This is a genomic window from Brevundimonas sp. EU05-FHT14B11 (genome assembly GCF_058790835.1).
The window spans coordinates 87,734-105,093 of the sequence record NZ_JBYTCY010000002.1 but is presented as its reverse complement, the minus strand read 5'-3'; the positions used below and the strand labels follow the sequence as shown (position 1 = coordinate 105,093).

General features: G+C 69.1%; 20 protein-coding genes. 14 read left to right on the top strand and 6 right to left on the bottom strand.

What is annotated here, in order from left to right:
• Positions 1-135 precede the first annotated feature (135 nt).
• Positions 136-1,032, top strand: coding sequence for an oxidoreductase (locus tag AC3WRV_RS07980; RefSeq protein WP_492312817.1), 897 nt, complete (start codon positions 136-138; stop codon positions 1,030-1,032).
• A gap of 71 nt (positions 1,033-1,103) precedes the next feature.
• Here AC3WRV_RS07980 and AC3WRV_RS07975 read toward each other — a convergent pair whose 3' ends face one another.
• From AC3WRV_RS07975 to AC3WRV_RS07965, 3 genes are all read right to left on the bottom strand, one after another.
• Entirely contained in the window at positions 1,104-1,976 is an 873-nt protein-coding gene (locus AC3WRV_RS07975) for a DUF817 domain-containing protein (protein ID WP_492312816.1), read from the bottom strand.
• A 215-nt stretch (positions 1,977-2,191) separates the two neighbouring features.
• Positions 2,192-2,653, bottom strand: a complete 462-nt coding sequence (gene queF, locus AC3WRV_RS07970) for a preQ(1) synthase (RefSeq protein WP_291840491.1) — start codon at positions 2,651-2,653, stop codon at positions 2,192-2,194.
• Between the two features lie 31 nt (positions 2,654-2,684).
• On the bottom strand, positions 2,685-3,836 hold the full coding sequence (locus tag AC3WRV_RS07965) for a M24 family metallopeptidase (protein ID WP_492312815.1): 1,152 nt from the start codon (positions 3,834-3,836) through the stop codon (positions 2,685-2,687).
• A 270-nt stretch (positions 3,837-4,106) separates the two neighbouring features.
• Here AC3WRV_RS07965 and AC3WRV_RS07960 point away from each other — a divergent pair, with 270 nt between their 5' ends.
• From AC3WRV_RS07960 to AC3WRV_RS07925, 8 genes are all read left to right on the top strand, one after another.
• Positions 4,107-4,445 (top strand): TonB family protein, encoded by a 339-nt coding sequence (locus AC3WRV_RS07960; RefSeq protein WP_492312814.1) that lies wholly within the window; start codon positions 4,107-4,109, stop codon positions 4,443-4,445.
• 153 nt (positions 4,446-4,598) lie between these two features.
• Positions 4,599-5,531, top strand: a complete 933-nt coding sequence (locus tag AC3WRV_RS07955) for an NAD(P)H-dependent flavin oxidoreductase (protein WP_492312813.1) — start codon at positions 4,599-4,601, stop codon at positions 5,529-5,531.
• Between the two features lie 34 nt (positions 5,532-5,565).
• The gene (locus AC3WRV_RS07950) at positions 5,566-6,288 is read left to right on the top strand and encodes a TorF family putative porin (RefSeq protein ID WP_291839577.1); all 723 of its coding nucleotides are present in this window, start codon (positions 5,566-5,568) and stop codon (positions 6,286-6,288) included.
• Positions 6,289-6,319: 31 nt separating this feature from the next.
• Positions 6,320-6,532 (top strand): hypothetical protein, encoded by a 213-nt coding sequence (locus tag AC3WRV_RS07945; RefSeq protein WP_291839575.1) that lies wholly within the window; start codon positions 6,320-6,322, stop codon positions 6,530-6,532.
• 163 nt (positions 6,533-6,695) lie between these two features.
• On the top strand, positions 6,696-6,908 hold the full coding sequence (locus AC3WRV_RS07940; RefSeq protein WP_291839573.1) for a cold-shock protein: 213 nt from the start codon (positions 6,696-6,698) through the stop codon (positions 6,906-6,908).
• A 291-nt stretch (positions 6,909-7,199) separates the two neighbouring features.
• Positions 7,200-7,412: a cold-shock protein gene (locus AC3WRV_RS07935; protein WP_492312812.1), complete on the top strand. Its 213-nt coding sequence runs from the start codon at positions 7,200-7,202 to the stop codon at positions 7,410-7,412.
• Between the two features lie 75 nt (positions 7,413-7,487).
• On the top strand, positions 7,488-7,748 hold the full coding sequence (locus tag AC3WRV_RS07930) for a hypothetical protein (protein ID WP_291839567.1): 261 nt from the start codon (positions 7,488-7,490) through the stop codon (positions 7,746-7,748).
• A 79-nt stretch (positions 7,749-7,827) separates the two neighbouring features.
• Positions 7,828-8,352: a hypothetical protein gene (locus tag AC3WRV_RS07925; protein ID WP_492312811.1), complete on the top strand. Its 525-nt coding sequence runs from the start codon at positions 7,828-7,830 to the stop codon at positions 8,350-8,352.
• 4 nt (positions 8,353-8,356) lie between these two features.
• Here AC3WRV_RS07925 and AC3WRV_RS07920 read toward each other — a convergent pair whose 3' ends face one another.
• From AC3WRV_RS07920 to AC3WRV_RS07910, 3 genes are all read right to left on the bottom strand, one after another.
• Positions 8,357-9,520: a cystathionine gamma-synthase gene (locus AC3WRV_RS07920; protein WP_492312810.1), complete on the bottom strand. Its 1,164-nt coding sequence runs from the start codon at positions 9,518-9,520 to the stop codon at positions 8,357-8,359.
• Positions 9,517-10,290, bottom strand: a complete 774-nt coding sequence (locus tag AC3WRV_RS07915; protein WP_492312809.1) for an alpha/beta hydrolase family protein — start codon at positions 10,288-10,290, stop codon at positions 9,517-9,519. The genes AC3WRV_RS07920 and AC3WRV_RS07915 overlap by 4 nt, the downstream gene beginning before the upstream one ends.
• Before the next feature lie 123 nt (positions 10,291-10,413).
• Complete coding sequence (locus tag AC3WRV_RS07910) at positions 10,414-11,817, bottom strand: pyridoxal-phosphate dependent enzyme (protein ID WP_492312808.1); 1,404 nt, start codon at positions 11,815-11,817, stop codon at positions 10,414-10,416.
• A 112-nt stretch (positions 11,818-11,929) separates the two neighbouring features.
• On the opposite strand from AC3WRV_RS07910, the gene rnr reads away from it, so the two are divergent.
• The 5 genes from rnr to AC3WRV_RS07885 all read left to right on the top strand — a co-directional run bounded on the left by rnr (position 11,930) and on the right by AC3WRV_RS07885 (position 17,285).
• Positions 11,930-14,239: a ribonuclease R gene (rnr, locus tag AC3WRV_RS07905; RefSeq protein ID WP_492312807.1), complete on the top strand. Its 2,310-nt coding sequence runs from the start codon at positions 11,930-11,932 to the stop codon at positions 14,237-14,239.
• A 72-nt stretch (positions 14,240-14,311) separates the two neighbouring features.
• Positions 14,312-15,301, top strand: a complete 990-nt coding sequence (locus tag AC3WRV_RS07900; RefSeq protein ID WP_492312806.1) for a DUF4424 domain-containing protein — start codon at positions 14,312-14,314, stop codon at positions 15,299-15,301.
• On the top strand, positions 15,285-16,001 hold the full coding sequence (locus AC3WRV_RS07895) for an NUDIX hydrolase (RefSeq protein ID WP_492312805.1): 717 nt from the start codon (positions 15,285-15,287) through the stop codon (positions 15,999-16,001). Before AC3WRV_RS07900 ends, AC3WRV_RS07895 begins: the two co-directional genes overlap by 17 nt.
• Positions 16,002-16,075: 74 nt before the next feature.
• Positions 16,076-16,873, top strand: coding sequence for a hypothetical protein (locus tag AC3WRV_RS07890; protein WP_492312804.1), 798 nt, complete (start codon positions 16,076-16,078; stop codon positions 16,871-16,873).
• A complete protein-coding gene (locus tag AC3WRV_RS07885; protein WP_492312803.1) occupies positions 16,863-17,285 on the top strand; it encodes a DUF5990 family protein in 423 nt (140 codons plus the stop codon). Before AC3WRV_RS07890 ends, AC3WRV_RS07885 begins: the two co-directional genes overlap by 11 nt.
• Positions 17,286-17,360: the final 75 nt, after the last annotated feature.

Here is a 17,360-nt window from a genome sequence, read left to right as displayed (position 1 = left end):
TTCAAGCCCTGACAGACACGCAAGACAAGCGCGCGAGGCGCGGGTTGGCGGGATTGTGCAAGAGAGTGGCGTGATCCGTCTACGACCCGACCGGTCCCGGGGCCCATACCGGGGCTCCCAACAAGGAGACTTCCCATGACCTCCCCCATTCCCCAGATCGGGCCCCGCACCTGGTTCGTCACCGGCGCCTCGCGCGGCCTCGGCGCCGCCATCGTCCGCACGGTTCTGGACGCCGGCGACCGCGTCGTCGCCACGGCCCGCAACCGCGCGGCCCTGGTCGAGACCCTCGGCCCCGACAGCGACCGCCTGCTGTCGGTCTCGCTGGACGTGACCGACCCCGCCGCCGCCCGGGCCGCCGTCGACGCGGCGCTGGCCGCCTTCGGCCGCATCGACGTGCTGGTCAACAACGCCGGCTACGGTCACCTTTCGCTGTTCGAGGAGTCGACGGCCGACGACGCCCAGGCCCAGTACGACACCAATGTCTTCGGCCTGATGCACGTCACCCGCGCCGTCCTGCCGACCATGCGGGCCCAGCGCTCGGGCCGCATCTTCAACATCTCCTCGGTCGGCGGCATCGTCGGCGGCGCCAGCGGAAGCCTGTACTGCGCCTCGAAATTCGCCGTGGAGGGCTTCACCGAATCCCTCGCCGGCGAGGTGCGCGACTTCGGCATCCACGCCACCGTGGTCGAGCCGGGCTTCTTCCGCACCGACTTCCTGGAGCCGACCTCGGTTCGCCACGGCTCGCAGCCGATCGCCGACTACGCCGCCGTCTCGGAGGCGCTGAAGACCTTCTACGACAGCCGCAGCCGCAATCAGGCCGGCGATCCGGTCAAGCTGGGCCTGGCCCTGATCGCCCTGGCCGACGCCGACCAGCCGCCCGTCCGCTGGGCCGCGGGCACGGACGCCGTCGGCATGATCGAGGCCAAGATCGCCGGCCTGCAGGCCGAACTCGACGCCTGGCGCGCCCTGTCGCTGAGCACCGACGGCGATTTCGACTTCCGGGAAGAAGCGGGCGTGAGCGCCTGGGGCTGATGTGAAGGGAGGCAGTAGGCAGATAGGGAGTAGGCAATAGGGACATCTCTCCCGCCGCCGACAGCAGTCCCCTACTGCCTACTGCCTACTGCCTGCCCTTCTTCCTCCGGCCGATGCACGATCGACACCAGCACCACCGAGATGATCATCAGCAGGAACCAGCTGCCCAGCTTCTCCAGCCCGACCATCTCCCAGCCGTCCTCCTGACCCGGATAGGCCCAGGCGCGGCCGAACGTGCCCAGGTTCTCGGCGAACCAGATGAACAGCGAGACGAGGAAGAAGCCCAGCAGCAGCGGCATCCGCCGCCGCCGCCGGTCCGTGGTGAACCAGAACCAGCCGCGCCCGAAGATCAGCACCGTCGCCGCGAACAGGACCAGCCGCACATCCGGCAGCCAGTGATGGGCGAAGAAGTTGACGTAGATCGCCGCCGCCAGCCCCCAGGTCGTCCACAACGGCGGATAGCCCCGCACCGTGATGTGGAAGATGCGCTGCACCCGCGCGATGTAGCTGCCCACCGCCGCATACATGAAGCCCGAGAACAGCGGCACCGCCCCGATCCGCAGCAGCGAGTCCTCGGGATAGATCCACGACCCGTGCGCCGTCTTGAACAGCTCCATCACCGTCCCGGCGATATGGAACAGCAGGATGACCCTCGCCTCCTCCCAGGTCTCCAGCTTCAGCGCCAGCATGCCCGCCTGGATGGCCACCGCCCCGACCACCAGGAAGTCGTAGCGCGACACCGGCGCGGCCTCGGGCCACAACAGGAAGGTGCCGAGGATCAGCGCCAGCATCAGCCCGCCGAACAGGCAGGCCCATCCCTGCTTCAGCCCGAACCACAGGAACTCATAGGCGCCCCGCCGCAGCGGCGACCGGTCGGCCCACGCCTCGGCCCGCGTCAGCCACAGGCGGCCACGGGTTTCGAGCGGAAGACGGGTCGAGGTCATGCGCCGGACGCTAGCCGCCTCCGGCCCCGCTGGCGCGTGGAGTTTTGATGCAGCCGCGCGATTGTGACGGACTGTGCAGATTGTGTGGAAATAGGGCGGAACCGGCCTTTCCCGAGGCGCATGGCGGACGCGTCGACTACCGGCCCGACGGAGCCGGCTCGACCTTCGAGATCCGGTTGCCCATCGCCGCCGCGGCGGACTGAGGGGCCGGGGCCTCAGCCCCGCCCGCGATAGGTCGGCACGCCCTGGTCGGGCAGCCATAGGCCGTCCGGGGCCGGACCGGTCTGCCAGAACACGTCGATCGGAATGCCGCCGCGCGGATACCAGTAGCCGCCGATGCGCAGCCATTTCGGGTCCAGCAGCTCGGCCAGCTTCTTGCCGATGGCGACGGTGCAGTCCTCGTGGAAGGCGCCGTGGTTGCGGAAGCTGGTCAGGTAGAGCTTCAGCGACTTGCTCTCCACCAGCCACGGGCCGGGGGCGTAGTCGATCACGATGTGGGCGAAGTCCGGCTGGCCGGTGACCGGGCACAGGCTGGTGAACTCCGGCGCCGTGAAGCGGGCCAGATACAGGGTGTCCGCGTGCGGGTTGGGCACCCGCTCCAGCACGGCGGTCTCCGGGCTGGTCGGCGCGGCGGTCATTTGGCCCAGCTGGTGCAGGCCCGAGGTGTCAGTGGTCATGGCGTCGCTCTACCGATTTCGGTCCCTCTCGTCACGCCGCCAGCGGCGCGACGCCCCGGAACGGCTCGTCCAGGCTCGGCTGCGGCAGGGTGAACCAGTTCGCCCCCGCCTCGGTCATGTGGAAATGATCCTCCAGCCGGATGCCGAACTGACCGGGAATCACGATCATCGGCTCGTTGGAGAAGCACATGCCGACGTCCAGCAGGGTCTGGTCGCCGCGCACCAGATTGGGCGCCTCGTGGATGTCCAGGCCGATGCCGTGCCCGGTGCGGTGCGGCGTGCCCGGAACCTGATAGTCCGGTCCCAGGCCCTCGGCCTTCAGGAAGGCGCGCACGGCCGCGTCCACCGCCTCGCACGGCTCGCCCAGCCGCGCCGCCGCGAAGGCCGCCGCCTGCGCCGCATGCTCCAGATCCCAGATGCGCCGCACCTCCGGCGTCGGCTCGCCGAACACATAGGTCCGGGTGATGTCGGCGTTGTAGCCGTCCAGGGCGCAGCCGGTGTCGATCAGGACGACGTCGCCCTCGCGCAGTTCCGGATCGCCCTCCCCGCCGTGCGGCAGCGAGGTGTCGGCCCCGAACGAGACGATGCAGAAGGTGTTGCCGCCGTCGGCGCCCAGCGCCCGGTGCTGGCGGTCGATGAAGGCCGCGACCTCCGAGCCCCGCATCCCGGCCCGCAGGCTCCCGTGCGCCCGCCGCTGCGCCTCCAGCGTCAGCGCCTTGGCGCGCGTCATCAGGGCGATCTCGGCCTCCGACTTGCGCGCCCGCAGCGGCGTGATCAGCCGGTCGGCGCCGCGCAGCCGGTCCACGCCGAACACCTCGGCCAGCCCCAGCCAGGCGAACACCGGCGCCTGCTCGTCGACCGCCAGGATCCCGGTCGGGACCGCGTCGGCCACCAGCGCATAGGGGCTCTCATGCTCTTCCCAGGTCAGGAACTCGCCCGGCACGCCGATCGAGCCGCCGACCTTGTCCAGTTCAAAGGCCGGGCAGATGTAGGTCAGCGGCTTTCCGGGCCGCACCAGCGCCGCGATCATCCGCTCGGACCGCCGCCACACCAGGCCGGTGAAATAGCGCAGGCTGGTCGTCGCATCGATCAGCACCGCGGCGACCCCTTGCGCCTCCATCGCGGCCTCCAGCCGGGCCAGCCGCTGACGGCGCTCCTGCAGGGTGATCGGCGGCGGATTCATGGGCGGTCTCGCGAGGAACGGAACGGCTTGCCTGTCCCCGGCGCGCCGGGGCATGAAGCAGGGAGGATCTGTCGGGGAGATAGAGACATGGGCGGACGTTTTCAAAGGCGGTGGGGCCGATACGTCCTTTCCGTCGCGGCCCTGTCGCTGATCATCGCCGGTCCCGCACCGGCGCAACAAACCGGACCGAAGCCCAAGCCCGGGGCGACGCAGACGGCCCCGCCCGTCATCGTTCCGGATCCGCCGCGGCCCGGACCACCGCCTGCGCGAGTGAACCCCTCGCTCATCACCAATCCGTCCTGGGCGCGGCAGCCCGTGCCCGACTACCCGGCGACGGCCCTCGCCAACGGGATCATCGCGGGCCGCGTCACCCTGCGGTGCCTGGCGCTTCCCGACGGGACGCTCTCCGGCTGCGAGATCATCGAGGAGACGCCGGCGGGCCAGGGGTTCGCGGCATCCGTCATCGCGGCGGCCGCGCGGGCGCGTCTGTCGCCCCGCACCGTGGACGGCGCCGCCACGGGCGCCAGGGTGCAATTCACCACCCGCTTCGCCGCGCCGGTGGTGGTTGAGCCCGCGCCGTCTCCTCAGCCGCGCAGGGGTCGGCCATAATCCTCGCCCCCACGTCCGGTTCTGACGCACGTGCGCGCTAGGATACGCGTTCGTCCCTCCGGACGCTTCGCACTGTTCGCACCCTGTTTTTCCGGTTTGCCTTACCCGGGGACAGCCCGCTATCCGTAGCGAAAGACAACTCGGGGAAACGCCATGGCCATTCCGGCTTCGCTGCAAAAGGGTCTCAAGCTGCCGGTGATCGCGGCGCCCATGTTCCTGGTCTCCGGACCGGATCTGGTGGTCGAGACCTGCAACGCCGGGGCGATCGGCACCTTCCCGTCGCTGAACCAGCGCACCACCGAGGGCTATCGGGAGTGGCTGCATGAGATCAAGGGCCGGCTGAACCCCGACGCGGCGGCCTTCGGCGTCAATCACATCGTCCACCCGACCAACCCCCGCCTGATGGCCGACATGATGGTCTCGGTGGAGGAGAAGGTGCCGCTGATCATCACCTCGCTGGGCGCCGTCCGCGACGTCGTCGACGCGGTGCACGGCTACGGCGGCCTGGTGTTCCACGACATCGCCAACGTCCGCCACGCCCGCAAGGCGGCGGAGGCGGGCGTCGACGGCCTGATCCTGGTCGCCAACGGCGCCGGCGGCCACGCAGGCATCGTCAACCCCTTCGCCCTGGTCGAGGAGGTCCGCGGCTTCTTCGACGGAACCATCATCCTGTCGGGCTGCCTCTCCACCGGGTCGGACGTCGCCGCCGCCCTGATGATGGGCGCCGACTTCGCCTACATGGGCACCCGCTTCATCAACACGACCGAAAGCTCGGCCCAGCAACACTACAAGGACATGATCATCGACAGCGGCTCGGCGGACATCGTCCACACCCCGGCGGTGTCGGGCATCCCGGCCAATTTCATGATCAAGTCGCTGGTCGAGAACGGCATCGACCCCAAGACCCTGCCCGAGCACAAGCTGGACATGGCCGACGAGGCCAAGGCCTGGAAGACCGTCTGGTCGGCCGGTCAGGGCGCCGGCGCCATCCACGACATCCTGCCCGCCGGGGAACTGGTTGGACGCCTGCGACAAGAATTCACTCAGGCCACTGAACGGTTCGCCAAGAAGACCGCATTCGTCTAGGAACCTCCCGCGCCTTCGCGCGTCAGGGAGTTCCATGATCCGTACAGCGACGTTCGCCGCCCTCGCCTTCCTCGTTCTCGCCGGGACGGCCCAAGCCCAGGCAACGCCCCAGAGCGCCCCCGAGAGCGCGTCTCAGGGCGCCGGAAGCTGGTCCTTCTCCTTCGGGGCGGCGACCGACAACCGGTCCAAGGACGCCTCCAAGTCGCGCGGCGACGCCTACGCCTGGGGCGCGGCCGAGTGGGAAAGCGCGTCCGGCCTGTTCTACGCGGGTCCCGGCTTCGAGACCGTCAAGAGCTCGACCGGTTCGGAGCTGGAGCTTGAAGCCGGCGCCGGCATGCGGCCCGAGATCGCGGGCTTCGACCTGGATCTCAACGCGACCTACAAATACCAGATCGACGCCGATCCGGGTGCGGACAATACCGCCTGGGAGCTGACCGCCGACATCAAGCGCTCCATCGGCCCGGCCAGCGCCCGCGTGCGCCTGCAGCACTCGCCGGACGGCATGGGCTCGACCGAGGCCTGGACCTGGGTCGCGCTGCGCGGCGGCTGGGACTTCTCCGACAAGCTGACCGGCACCGCCGAGATCGGCCGCCGCGAGCAGGACGCCAGCATCGACTACACCGGCTGGAACGCGGGCTTCACCTACGCCCTGACGCGCAACATCGAGGCCGAGGTCCGGTACTATGACACCGACGCCGACCCGGCCAATCCGCAGTACGCCGACGCCGTCGTGGCCGGTCTGAGCTTCTCCTTCTAGGAATTCCGGCCCGCAGGCCCCATATCGGGTCATGAGCTCCCACCGACCGACGACCTTGGAACGCGCCTATGAACTGGCGCGGGAGGGGCGGTGCCGCACCGTCAGCGACATCAAGCAAGCCCTTTCCGCCGAAGGTTTCGACCGCATCCAGGACTCCCTGTACGGCCCCACCCTCAGCGCAGACCTGCGCAAGCTGTGCCAGGCGAACTACGTCGCGCCGCCCGACGAGACCGCCGAAGGCTGACGTCCCCGCCTTGCTTTCGCCCTCCGTCCGGTTCAAAAGGGTGGACGTCGATCTCTCTGCGAAACGCCACCCTCTGCTTTCGCCCGAGGTCTAGCCGCTCCTTTCAGACCCGACAGGCCTCCAGGTGCTCTTGCCTGAGGCCAACGCCAAAAGGAGGTCTCAAATGGCTACCGGCACCGTTAAGTGGTTCAACCCGACCAAGGGCTACGGCTTCATCCAGCCGGACGACGGCGGCAAGGACGTCTTCGTCCACATCTCGGCCGTGGAAGCGGCCGGCCTGCGCGGCCTGGATGAAAACCAGAAGGTTTCCTACGAACTCGAGCGCGACCGTCGCTCGGGCAAGGAATCGGCTGGTCAGCTGAAGACCGAAGGCTGAGTTCCCGCGTCGGTTTCCGACGCGTGATTTCGAAGGCGGCGGCGGTCTTGGACCCCGCCGCCTTTTTCGTTTCCGACTCCGCTCACGGGCAAAAATCTTTCTCCGACGGTACCGCTGAGGAATAAATCCTTGCTCTTTCTCCTCAAAGCGCCCATCTAAGGCGGGTCGATCTCTCTGCGAAACGCTGCTGCCCTTTGCATCGCGCACCGAGGTCCCAAGCCGATCCAATCAGACCCGACAGGCCGATCCGGAAACTCTTCCGGCGGCGAACTGCTAGCGGAGGTCCTGAAAATGGCTACCGGCACTGTAAAATGGTACAACTCCACCAAGGGTTATGGTTTCATCGCTCCCGATGACGGCGGCAAGGACGTGTTCGTTCACGCCTCGGCGGTCGAGGTCTCGGACCTGGGCATCCTCAGCGAAAACCAGAAGATCTCCTACGAGATCGAGCGCGACCAGCGCTCGGGCAAGGAATCCGCCGGTCGCCTGAAGGCTGCCGAATAGGCTTTCAGACCTATCGGGGGGCCGGCTGCTGAAAGGCGCCGGCCCTTTTGCCTTTCAGAGCATCAGGAGAGTCCCATGACCCCGCTCGCCGACATGATCCCCGCCATGAGCGATCCCGACCTCAAGGCCCTGCGCGCCAACGCCGAACGCCTGTCCGCCAGCGGTTCGCCGGTCCAGGCCGCGACCGCCGCCGACATCCTGCCGCTGATCGACGCCGAGACGGCACGCCGCGCCGCCCTGCCCTCCACCGCGGTGAAGAAGCCCCGCGCGCCGGCCAAGAAGAAGGCCCCGCCCGCCACCGGCCACCAGACCGCCCTTCCGTCCAAAGCCGCCTGAGCCTTTTTCCGGTCTCCAGCGTTGTGCGATGATGTCCCGCCGGAACCGGTCCGGCGGGTGACGTCCCAAGGATGAGATCATGCTGCTTATGGCCCTGCTGGCGCTGGCCGGCGCCCCCCAGGACGCAGGACCGCTGGAGCCCGGCCGTTCCGGCAAGCTGCAATGCTACGGCCCCAATGTCGCGGCCAAGACCTGCACCGCCATCGGCGCCTACCGCTTCGACCCCGACGGCACGATCTGGAACGACGCCCGCAACCAGATCAACGCCTCGCCCGCCGTGGTCCTGTTCGCCACCGGCAAGGTCTATGTGAAGGACGGCGCGGAGTGCGCCCGTCCTGAGAACCGCGCCGAGGAAATCACCGGCATCGAGATCGACGGGACCCGTCTGGAAGGCGCCCAGTTCGAGGGCGCGCGCCAGCAGATCGCCGCCAACATCTCGGCCGTGCTGGGCGACGGCGAGTTCTGCAGCACCTATGTCCCGAACGCCGACGGCACGCTGAAGGCGGCGGTCACCGTCAACGGCGTCGCCCGCCCCGAGTTCGAAAGCACCGTCCTTTGGATCGAGCCGAACGACGGCTGGACCCTGGCCCTGCCGGCGAACTGAGGGCTCACCCCAGCGCCTGATCCAGGTCGCCGATCAGGTCGTCCAGGTCCTCGACCCCGACCGACAGCCGGATCAGGTTGTCGGTCACCCCGCCCGCCTCGCGCACCTCTTTCGGCACGCTGGCGTGGGTCATGATGGCCGGGTGGTTCACCAGGCTTTCGACCCCGCCCAGCGACTCCGCCAGCGTGAACACCTGCACCCGCTCCAGCACCTGTTTGGTGCGCGACAGGTCGCCGTCGATGATCGCCGTGACCATGCCGCCGTAGCGGCCGTTCATCTGCCGTGACGCCAGGTCGTGCTGCGGATGGCTGATCAGGCCCGGGTAGATCACCTTGGCGATGCCTTTTCGGGCCTCCAGCCAGCGGGCGACGGCCAGGGCGTTCTCGTTGTGCGCCTTCATGCGCAGGCCCAGGGTCTTGAGCCCGCGGTTGGCCAGGAAGGCGTCGAACGGCCCCATCACCCCGCCCACGGAGTTTTGCAGGAACTTGATCTCCTTCGCGAGATCGGGATCGGCCGTCACCAGCGCCCCGCCGATGATGTCGGAGTGGCCGTTCAGGTATTTGGTCGCCGAGTGCATCACAACGTCGGCGCCCAGCTTCAGCGGCTGCTGGCTCCACGGCGTGGCGAAGGTGTTGTCGACCACCAGCAGCAGGCCATGCGCCTTGGCGATACTCGACAGGCCCGCGATGTCCGTCAGCTTCATCAGCGGATTGGTGGGCGTCTCGGCCCAGATCATCTTGGTCTTGGGCGTGATCGCCGCCTCGACCGCGTTCAGGTCGCTGAAGTCGACGTAGCTGAAATCCAGCCCCATCGACCGGCGCCGCACCCGCTCGAACAGCCGCCACGAGCCGCCGTACAGGTCGTCGCCGGTGACGATATGCGACCCGGCGTCCAGCAGCTCCAGCGCGGTCGAGGTCGCGGCCATGCCCGAGGCGAAGCCGAAGCCCTGGATCCCGCCCTCCAGGTCCGCCAGGCAGGCCTCGAAGGCCTCGCGCGTCGGGTTCTTGCCCCGGGCGTACTCATAGCCCTTGTTCACGCCCGGGCTTTCCTGGGCGTAGGTCGAGGTGGCGTAGATCGGCGTCATCACCGCCCCGGTCGTCGGGTCGGGGCGCTGCCCGGCGTGGATGGCGCGGGTCGAGAAACCCTGGCTGTTCTTAAGCGAACTCATGAAGCGTCCTGGTCGGTGCGGCCGATGTTGCCGCCGTAAAACGCCGCAGAACGCTCGAAGATCTCGAGCCACTGCGGGGGCGTGAACAGATGGTCCGCGCCCGGCAGTACTTCCTCGCGGACGCTGATGCCCTTGTCACGCAGGAAGGTGATCCACGACGCGGTGTTCTGGGGCAAGACATGGGTGTCGTTCTCGGCGCGGAGCATCATCACCGGGATCCGCCGCCGGGGCGTGCGCGGCGTGTAGACGTCCACGCCGCCCGCCAGCCCGATCGCCGCCGCGGCCCGGCTGTTCCCCAGCGCCCCGTCCACCGCGACGTAGGAGCCCAGCGAATAGCCGAACATCGCCGTGCGCCGGCGGTCGATCCCGCGGGCGATGAACCAGTCGATGGCGTCCTCGCCCACATGGCGCCAGGCGTTCATCATCCGCTCGGGCCGGATGCCGTCGTCGGCGAAGGCGTCGGTGAACAGCGGGGTCAGGACCTGGTAGCCGTCGCCGGCGAACCGCATGGCCAGATGGTGCCACGGTCCCCGGTTGGTGATCCGCGCGCCCGACCCGTGCATCATCACGATCGCCGCCCGACGCCCCTCGCCCACCGGGCTGTAGTGGATGGCCCGGATCGGCTTGCCGTGGCTGTCGAAGGTCATGCCCTCATAGGCGGGCGTCGGCGCGGCGGGCTCGGGTGTGGGCGCGGGCGCCGCCTCCTGGGCCCGGACGGAGCCCGCGACGCCCAGGCCGGCGATCCCGGCCAGGAAACCGCGCCGCTTCATGTCCGCACTGTTCATCGTCGTTCCCGTAATGGCGTTTGACGAGATCAACTACCGGATCGCCCGATCTGTAAATCCGGGGCGTCGGGTCCTGAACGAATTTCCCTCCCCCGCGCGGCCGGCGCCCTACCGGTTCAGGCTCAGGTGATTGATCAGGTCGGTGCGGGTGATCAGGCCGACGAAGGCTTCGCCGTCCAGCACGATGGCCACCCGGTCCCGGTCGAACAGGGGGATCAGGGCGTCCAGCGGCTCGGAGACCTGCACCGTGTCCAGGTCGCGGGTCATGGCCGACGACACCGGCTTGGCGAAGCGCTCCTTGCGGGTGATCTCGTCGGTGTTCATCACATGCACCAGGTCGCTCTCGTCCAGGATGCCGACCAGGCGGCCGTCCTGGATGATCGGCAGCTGCGAGACGTCGGCGCCCTTCATCCGCTTGAAGGCGGTGTCCAGGGTGTCGTCCGGCCCGGCCACGACCACGTCGCCGTTGGCGTATTTGCGCGAGATCAGGTCCGACAGGTCGCCGTGCAGCTCGCGCTCGCCCAGGCCCTGATCGGCCAGCCAGGCGTCGTTGTAGACCTTGGACAGATATTTGGCGCCCGTGTCGCAGACGAAGGTCACCACCCGCTTCGGCTCGGTCTGCTCGCGGCACCAGCGCAGGGCGGCGGCGATCAGGGTGCCCGACGACGACCCGGCCAGCACGCCTTCCTTCAGCAGCAGCTCGCGCACGGTGGCGATCGCCTCGGCGTCGGGGATGGAATAGGCCTTGTCGATCAGGTCGATGTCGGCGGTGTCCGGCACGAAATTCTGGCCGATGCCCTCGACGGTGTAGCTGCCCTCCGGCCCCGGCACGCCCTCGTTGACGATCCCCGCCAGGGTCGAGCCGACCGGATCGGCCAGGATGATCTCGGCGTTCGAGCCGACGCTCTTCAGGAAGCGGGCCGTGCCGGTGATCGTGCCGCCCGAGCCGATGCCGGCCACGAAGGCGTCGATCTGGCCGTCCAGCTGCGCCCAGATCTCCGGACCCGTGGTCTTGAAGTGGGCCTCGGAGTTGGCGTCGTTGGCGAACTGGTTGACGTAGAATCCGCCCGGAATCTGCTGCGCCAGCCGCTCGGCCATGTCGGTGTAATATTCGGGATGCCCGTGCGGCACGTCCGATCGCGTCAGGCGAACATCCGCGCCCATCGCCCTCAAATGCTGGATTTTTTCCTTGGACATCTTGTCCGGGATGACCAGAAGCACCTTATATCCCTTGGCCTGCCCCACCAGGGTCAGCGCCAGACCCGTGTTGCCGGCCGTCGCTTCGACGATGACGCCGCCGGGTTTCAGGACCCCCTCCCGCTCCGCCGCGTCGATCATCGACAGGGCGATGCGGTCCTTGATCGATCCCCCAGGGTTCTGCGCCTCCAGCTTCAGGAACAGACGGCATTTGCCGGTATCGATCTTCGTCACCTCCACCATCGGCGTCTTGCCGATCAGGTCCAGCAACGAGCCGGTAGGACCGGACAGGACCGGGGTGGGGGCGAGAGACATCAGAAACTCCAGGGGACGTTCGCGCCAAGAACTAGGCGCGCCCCTCACTCATCACAAGCCGCGCAAGATTTCGCCTCTCGAAGAGCGCCGAAGCGCGGTATCAAAGGATTCAATGACAAACACCCCCAAGAGGCCGCCCGCCGGCCTCCCCGACAAACAGACCCTGCTCGCCTTCCTGCGTGACGCCGGATCGGCCGAGAAGACCGACATCGCCCGCCACTTCGGGCTGAAGGGCGGCGACCGCCGCGCCCTGCGCGAAATGATCCGCGAACTCGAAGCCGAAGGCGCTGTGGGCAAGCGCGGCAGGAAGGGCTTCAGCCCCTCCGGCGCCCTGCCCCCCGTCGGCGTCGCCGACGTGGTCGAGCGCGACCTGGACGGCGAACTCTACGTCCGTCTGGTCGAGGCCTCCGACGACGCGCCCCGCGCCCTGCTGATGCCCGACAACTCGGGCCGCACCGGCCCCGCCCCCGGCATGGGCGACCGCCTGCTGGTCAAGTTCAGCCGCGGCGCCGAAGGCTGGGAAGCCCGGCTGGTCAAGAAGCTGGACAGCGAGCGCACCCGCGTCCTCGGCGTCATCCGCAAGTCCAACCGCGAGGTCCGGGTCGAGCCCGTCGACCGCCGCTCCAAGGACGTGCTGCTGGTCCCTCACGCCCAGGCCGAGGGCCTGAAGGACGGCGACCTGGTCCTGGCCGCCATCGAGAAGGGCGACCAGCGCTACGGACCCAAGCGCGGCAAGATCCTGGAGACCATCGGCCGCGAGGACGACGCCCGCGCCGCCTCCCTGATCGCCATCCACAGCCACGGCGTCCCGACCGGCTTCTCCGAGGCCGTCGAGCAGGAGGCCGAGCATCAGGAGCTGCCGTCCCTGAAGGGCCGCGAGGACCTGCGCGACCTGCCCCTGATCACCATCGACCCCGTCGACGCCCGCGACCATGACGACGCCGTCTACGCCATGCGCGACGACGATCCCAAGAACGCGGACGGCTGGATCGTCTGGGTCGCCATCGCCGACGTCGCCGCCTACGTCCGACCCGGGACCAACCTGGATCGCGAGGCCCGTGACAAGGGCAACTCGACCTACTTCCCCGACCGCGTCGAGCCGATGCTGCCCGAACGCCTGTCCAACGGCCTGTGCAGCCTGACCCAGGGCGACAACCGCGCCTGCATGGCCGTGCGCATGGTCTTCGACAAGGATGGCCGCAAGACCGGCCACAAGTTCGTGCGCGGCCTGATGCGCAGCCACGCCAAGCTCTCCTACGAGCAGGCCCAGGCCGCCATCGACGGCGCACCCGACGACACCACCGGCCCGATCATGGAGGCCATCCTCTATCCCCTGTGGAACGCCTATCGCGCCATGCTGAAGGGACGGCTGAAGCGCGCGCCCCTGCAGATCGAGAGCGCCGAGCGCCGCATCCGCATGGACCCTGAGGGAAAGATTAGATCCATCGAGGCCCGCGTCTCCCTCGAAGCCCACCGGCTGATCGAGGAGATGATGATCCAGGCCAACGTCTGCGCCGCCGAAACGCTTGAACAGAAGAAGACGCCCCTGCTCTACCGCGTCCACGACGCCCCCAGTCAGGAGAAGCTGTTCAACCTCGGCGACTTCCTGGGCACCATCGGCAAGCCGTGGACCAAGGGCGAGCCTGCCACGACCAAGCGCTTCAACAAGCTGCTGGACGAGACCCGCGAGACCGAGCACGCCGAGGTCGTCAACGAGGTGGTCCTGCGCACCCAGATGCAGGCCATCTATTCGGCCGAGAACGTCGGCCACTTCGGCCTGAACCTGGACCGCTACGCCCACTTCACCTCGCCGATCCGGCGCTACTCCGACCTGATCGTCCACCGCGGCCTGATCCGCGCCCTGGGCCTCGGCAAGGACGGGCTGACCGACCGCGAGATCGCCGAACTGCCGTCCATCGCCGAACACGTCGTGATGACCGAGCGCCGCTCCATGGCCGCCGAGCGCGACGCCATGGACCGTTACATCGCCGCCTATCTGGAGGACCGCGTCGGCGCCAGCTTCACCGGCCGCATCACCGGCGTCACCCGCTTCGGCCTGTTCATCCGGCTGGACGAGACCGGCGCCGACGGCCTGGTCCCCGTCTCGACGCTCGGCAACGAGTATTTCACCCACGACGACCGCAGCCACGCCCTCGTCGGCGAACGCTCCGGCCTGCGCTGGGTCCTGGGCCGCAAGGTCGAGGTCAAGCTGAAGGAGGCGACCCCGGTCACCGGCGGCCTGCTGTTCGAAATGCTCAGCGAGCCCGGCCCGCGCGATCCCAACACCCCCTCGGCGCGTCTGGGCATGCGCGCCCGCGGCGCCCCCGGCGGCGGCTATCCCAAGCGCGGCGGACCCAAGCCCCGCGACGGCAAGAAGCCCTCGGGCGGCCTGAAGGGCGTCCGCAAGGGCAAGCGGCGGTAGGCCCGCCTCTCGACCACGCCCTGTCATGGTTCCGCCATTCCTCAGCGGCTAAGGTCTCCTGGGGGAGTGACGATGATGATGCGCAAAACGGTCTTGGCGGCGCTAGCCGCCCTGTGTCTCGCCGCGCCGGCGACGGCCAATGACAGCGTCGCGTCCATGGGCGCGGGCGGCCTGATCCTGCAGCGCACCGACGGCATCGTCATGCGCTCCGAGGACCTGTTCGTCTCGGCGCGCGAGATCCGGGTGAAGTACCGGTTCTTCAACCGGACCGACCGCGACATCTCCACCATCGTCGCCTTCCCCCTGCCCGACATCGTCGGCGGCAATGAGGGCGACGTCGCCCTGTCCGACCCGGGCGCCCTGACCTTCGTCACCGCCGTCCAGGGACGGCGCGTGGCCACCAATGTCGAGCAGAAGGCCATGCTGGACGGCGTCGATCGCACCGGCCTGCTGCGCGGGCTGGAGCTGCCGCTGTCGCCCTACGATCCGGCCGTCCGCGCCGCCGTCGCCGCCCTGCCCCGTCCGCAGATCGACATGCTGATCGAGATGGGCCTGATCGAGGATCGCGGCTACGCCGACGGCGCCCGCCGGGTGGCCGACTTCGCGCCGCTGTGGACGCTGAAGACCACCCACTACTGGACCCAGGTCTTCCCCGCCGGGAAGGAGTTGGCCGTGGATCACCGCTATGCGCCCGCCGTCGGCGGATCGGCGGGCAGCGTCTTCGGCGATCCGGACGCGGCGAGCAGCGACTACGCCGCCGAACACGCGGCGCGATACTGCGCCGACGCCGCCTTCCAGGCCGGCACCGCGCGGCTGCGCCGCCGGGGCCAGTATCTGACCGAGACCTGGGTCGACTACATCCTGACCACCGGCGCCAACTGGGCCGAACCGATCGGCGAGTTCCGGCTGGTCGTCGACAAGGGCTCGTCGCGCAATCTGGTCAGCTTCTGCGGCGAGGATGTGCGCCGGATCAGCTCGACCCGCTTCGAGATGCGGCGGACCAATTTCACCCCCACGCGCGACCTGTCGGTGGTAATCGTCTCGGGTGTCCGACCCGAGTGAACCCTTCGACGCCCGCCAGGATCTGGCCGACGCCCCGCGCACCGCGGCGACCGGCCGGCCCAGGGACGCCGCGACCCTGATCCTGACCCGTCCGGGCGTTTCCGGCGCCGAGGTGCTGATGGGCCGCCGCGCGCCCGGGCACGTCTTCATGGCCTCCAAATGGGTCTTCCCGGGCGGCAAGGTCGAGCGGTCGGACGCCGCCGCCGCCTTCGCCACCGACCTGAGGCCCGCCGACGCCGCGCGCCTGGCCCGCGAGGTCCCGGTCCGCCGCGCCCGCGCCCTGGCCCTGGCCGCCGTGCGCGAGACCTATGAGGAGACCGGCCTGCTGCTGGCCGAGCCCGCCCCGCCCGCCTCCGTCGCCGGCGGCTGGCGCGAGTTCCGCGCCGTCGGCGCCCTGCCCGACCTGGCCGCCCTGTCCTATGTCGCGCGGGCCATCACCCCGCCGGGCCGCACCCGCCGCTTCGACGCCCGCTTCTTCATGGCCGACGTCTCGGCCCTGCTGCATCCGGAGCCGACGGCCGGCTCCGGCGAGCTGGACGAGATCGCCTGGCTGCCCCTGGTCGAGGCCCGGGCGCTGGACCTGCCCGCCATCACCCGCTTCGTCCTGGGCGAGGTGGCCGAGCGGCTCAACGCCCCCAATCGTCCCCTGCCCTTCGTCCGCATGGTGCGCGGACAGCATGTCGTGGATCATCAGGACTGACGATCCCTGACCGGCGGCGACCGACGGTTGCCTGTTTCCGTTGACTGCGGTTTCCTCGGCGCGGGAGGATTTCCATGCGCCGTCACATCGCCCTCATCGTCGCCCTGTGTCTGACCGCCGCGCCCGCCTTGGCGCAGGAGGCGCCCGACCGGATCGAGGTCGTCATGCGTCCGGACGTCCTGTTCTACAGCATCGAGGACGGCGGCCAGGGCCGCTTCCGGTCCGGCGACAGAGAGGACTGGACCTTCCCCGTCAGCCACGAGGACTATGTCGTCATCCGCGACCTGCTGGAGCCCTACCGCGCCGAGGGCCTCGCCTGCGACAACCCCAAAGCGGACGTCTATCGGGACGGCTACCTGCTCTGGCGGGACAGTCGGGGCGAGGTCCGGCGCCCGAACGACAGCTTCTGCTACACCGACACGTTCAGCCGCATGTCCATCAACAGCAATCGGGCCTATCGGCAGATGAATGACTGGGCCCGCGCCCGCTTCGTCCCGCCGCCCGGCCTGCCCGCACCGACCACCATGACCCTGGTCTGGCGCTCGTGGGGCAACCGGCTGGTCGAGTGGACCCTGCCGCGCGGCGGTGAGGGGCGATACGTGAACCGCGACGCCGAGCCGGTGACCTTCCCGGTGTCGGAGGAACAGTTCGACCGCTTCCGCGCCCTGTTCGCTCCCTATGAGGGCGTCCGTTTCGAGTGCCGGCGCGTCATCACCGACGGGGCATACGGCAGCGTGATCTGGTCCCAGCCCGGCCACGCGGACCAGTCGCTGAATTTCGACGCCGGCTGCGTCAGCGGCGACGCCGCCGACGTCTTCCAGCGGCTTGAGCAGGCCGAGACGATGCTGGACACGTTCAAGAGTGCGCGCTGACGTGGCCGACACCCCGATCACCCTGCGCCTGACCATCGCCGACCCGGTCGCCGGCGTTCGCTACAGCCTGCAGAAGGACGACGCGCCGCACGCGCCGGTCACGGCGACCGACGCGCCCCTGTCGTTCGAGGTTCCGATCCGCCTGTCCGCCGACAACCGCGTCCTGGGCCCCTTCGTACGCCGCGAGGGTCCGGCGCGCCGCTTCGTCTACATCCGCATCGGCCAGTCGGCGGGCGACCATGCGACGGAATGGAACCGCCGGGCCAAGATCGACATCCACGACATCCCGCCCGCCCTGCTGGACAAGGCCCGCGCGGGCGCCGTTCTGGAGGTGCTCCTGCCCGGGAAGGGCAAGGACGGCTCGCCCGCCTGCGCCACCGTCCGGCCGGTGAAGGGCTGGACCGCCGCCTGACCGCGTCCGTCCGATTCTGACGCACGCGCATGCCAGACTGACGGCGGTCTTTCCCACCGTTCATCGCGTCCAATC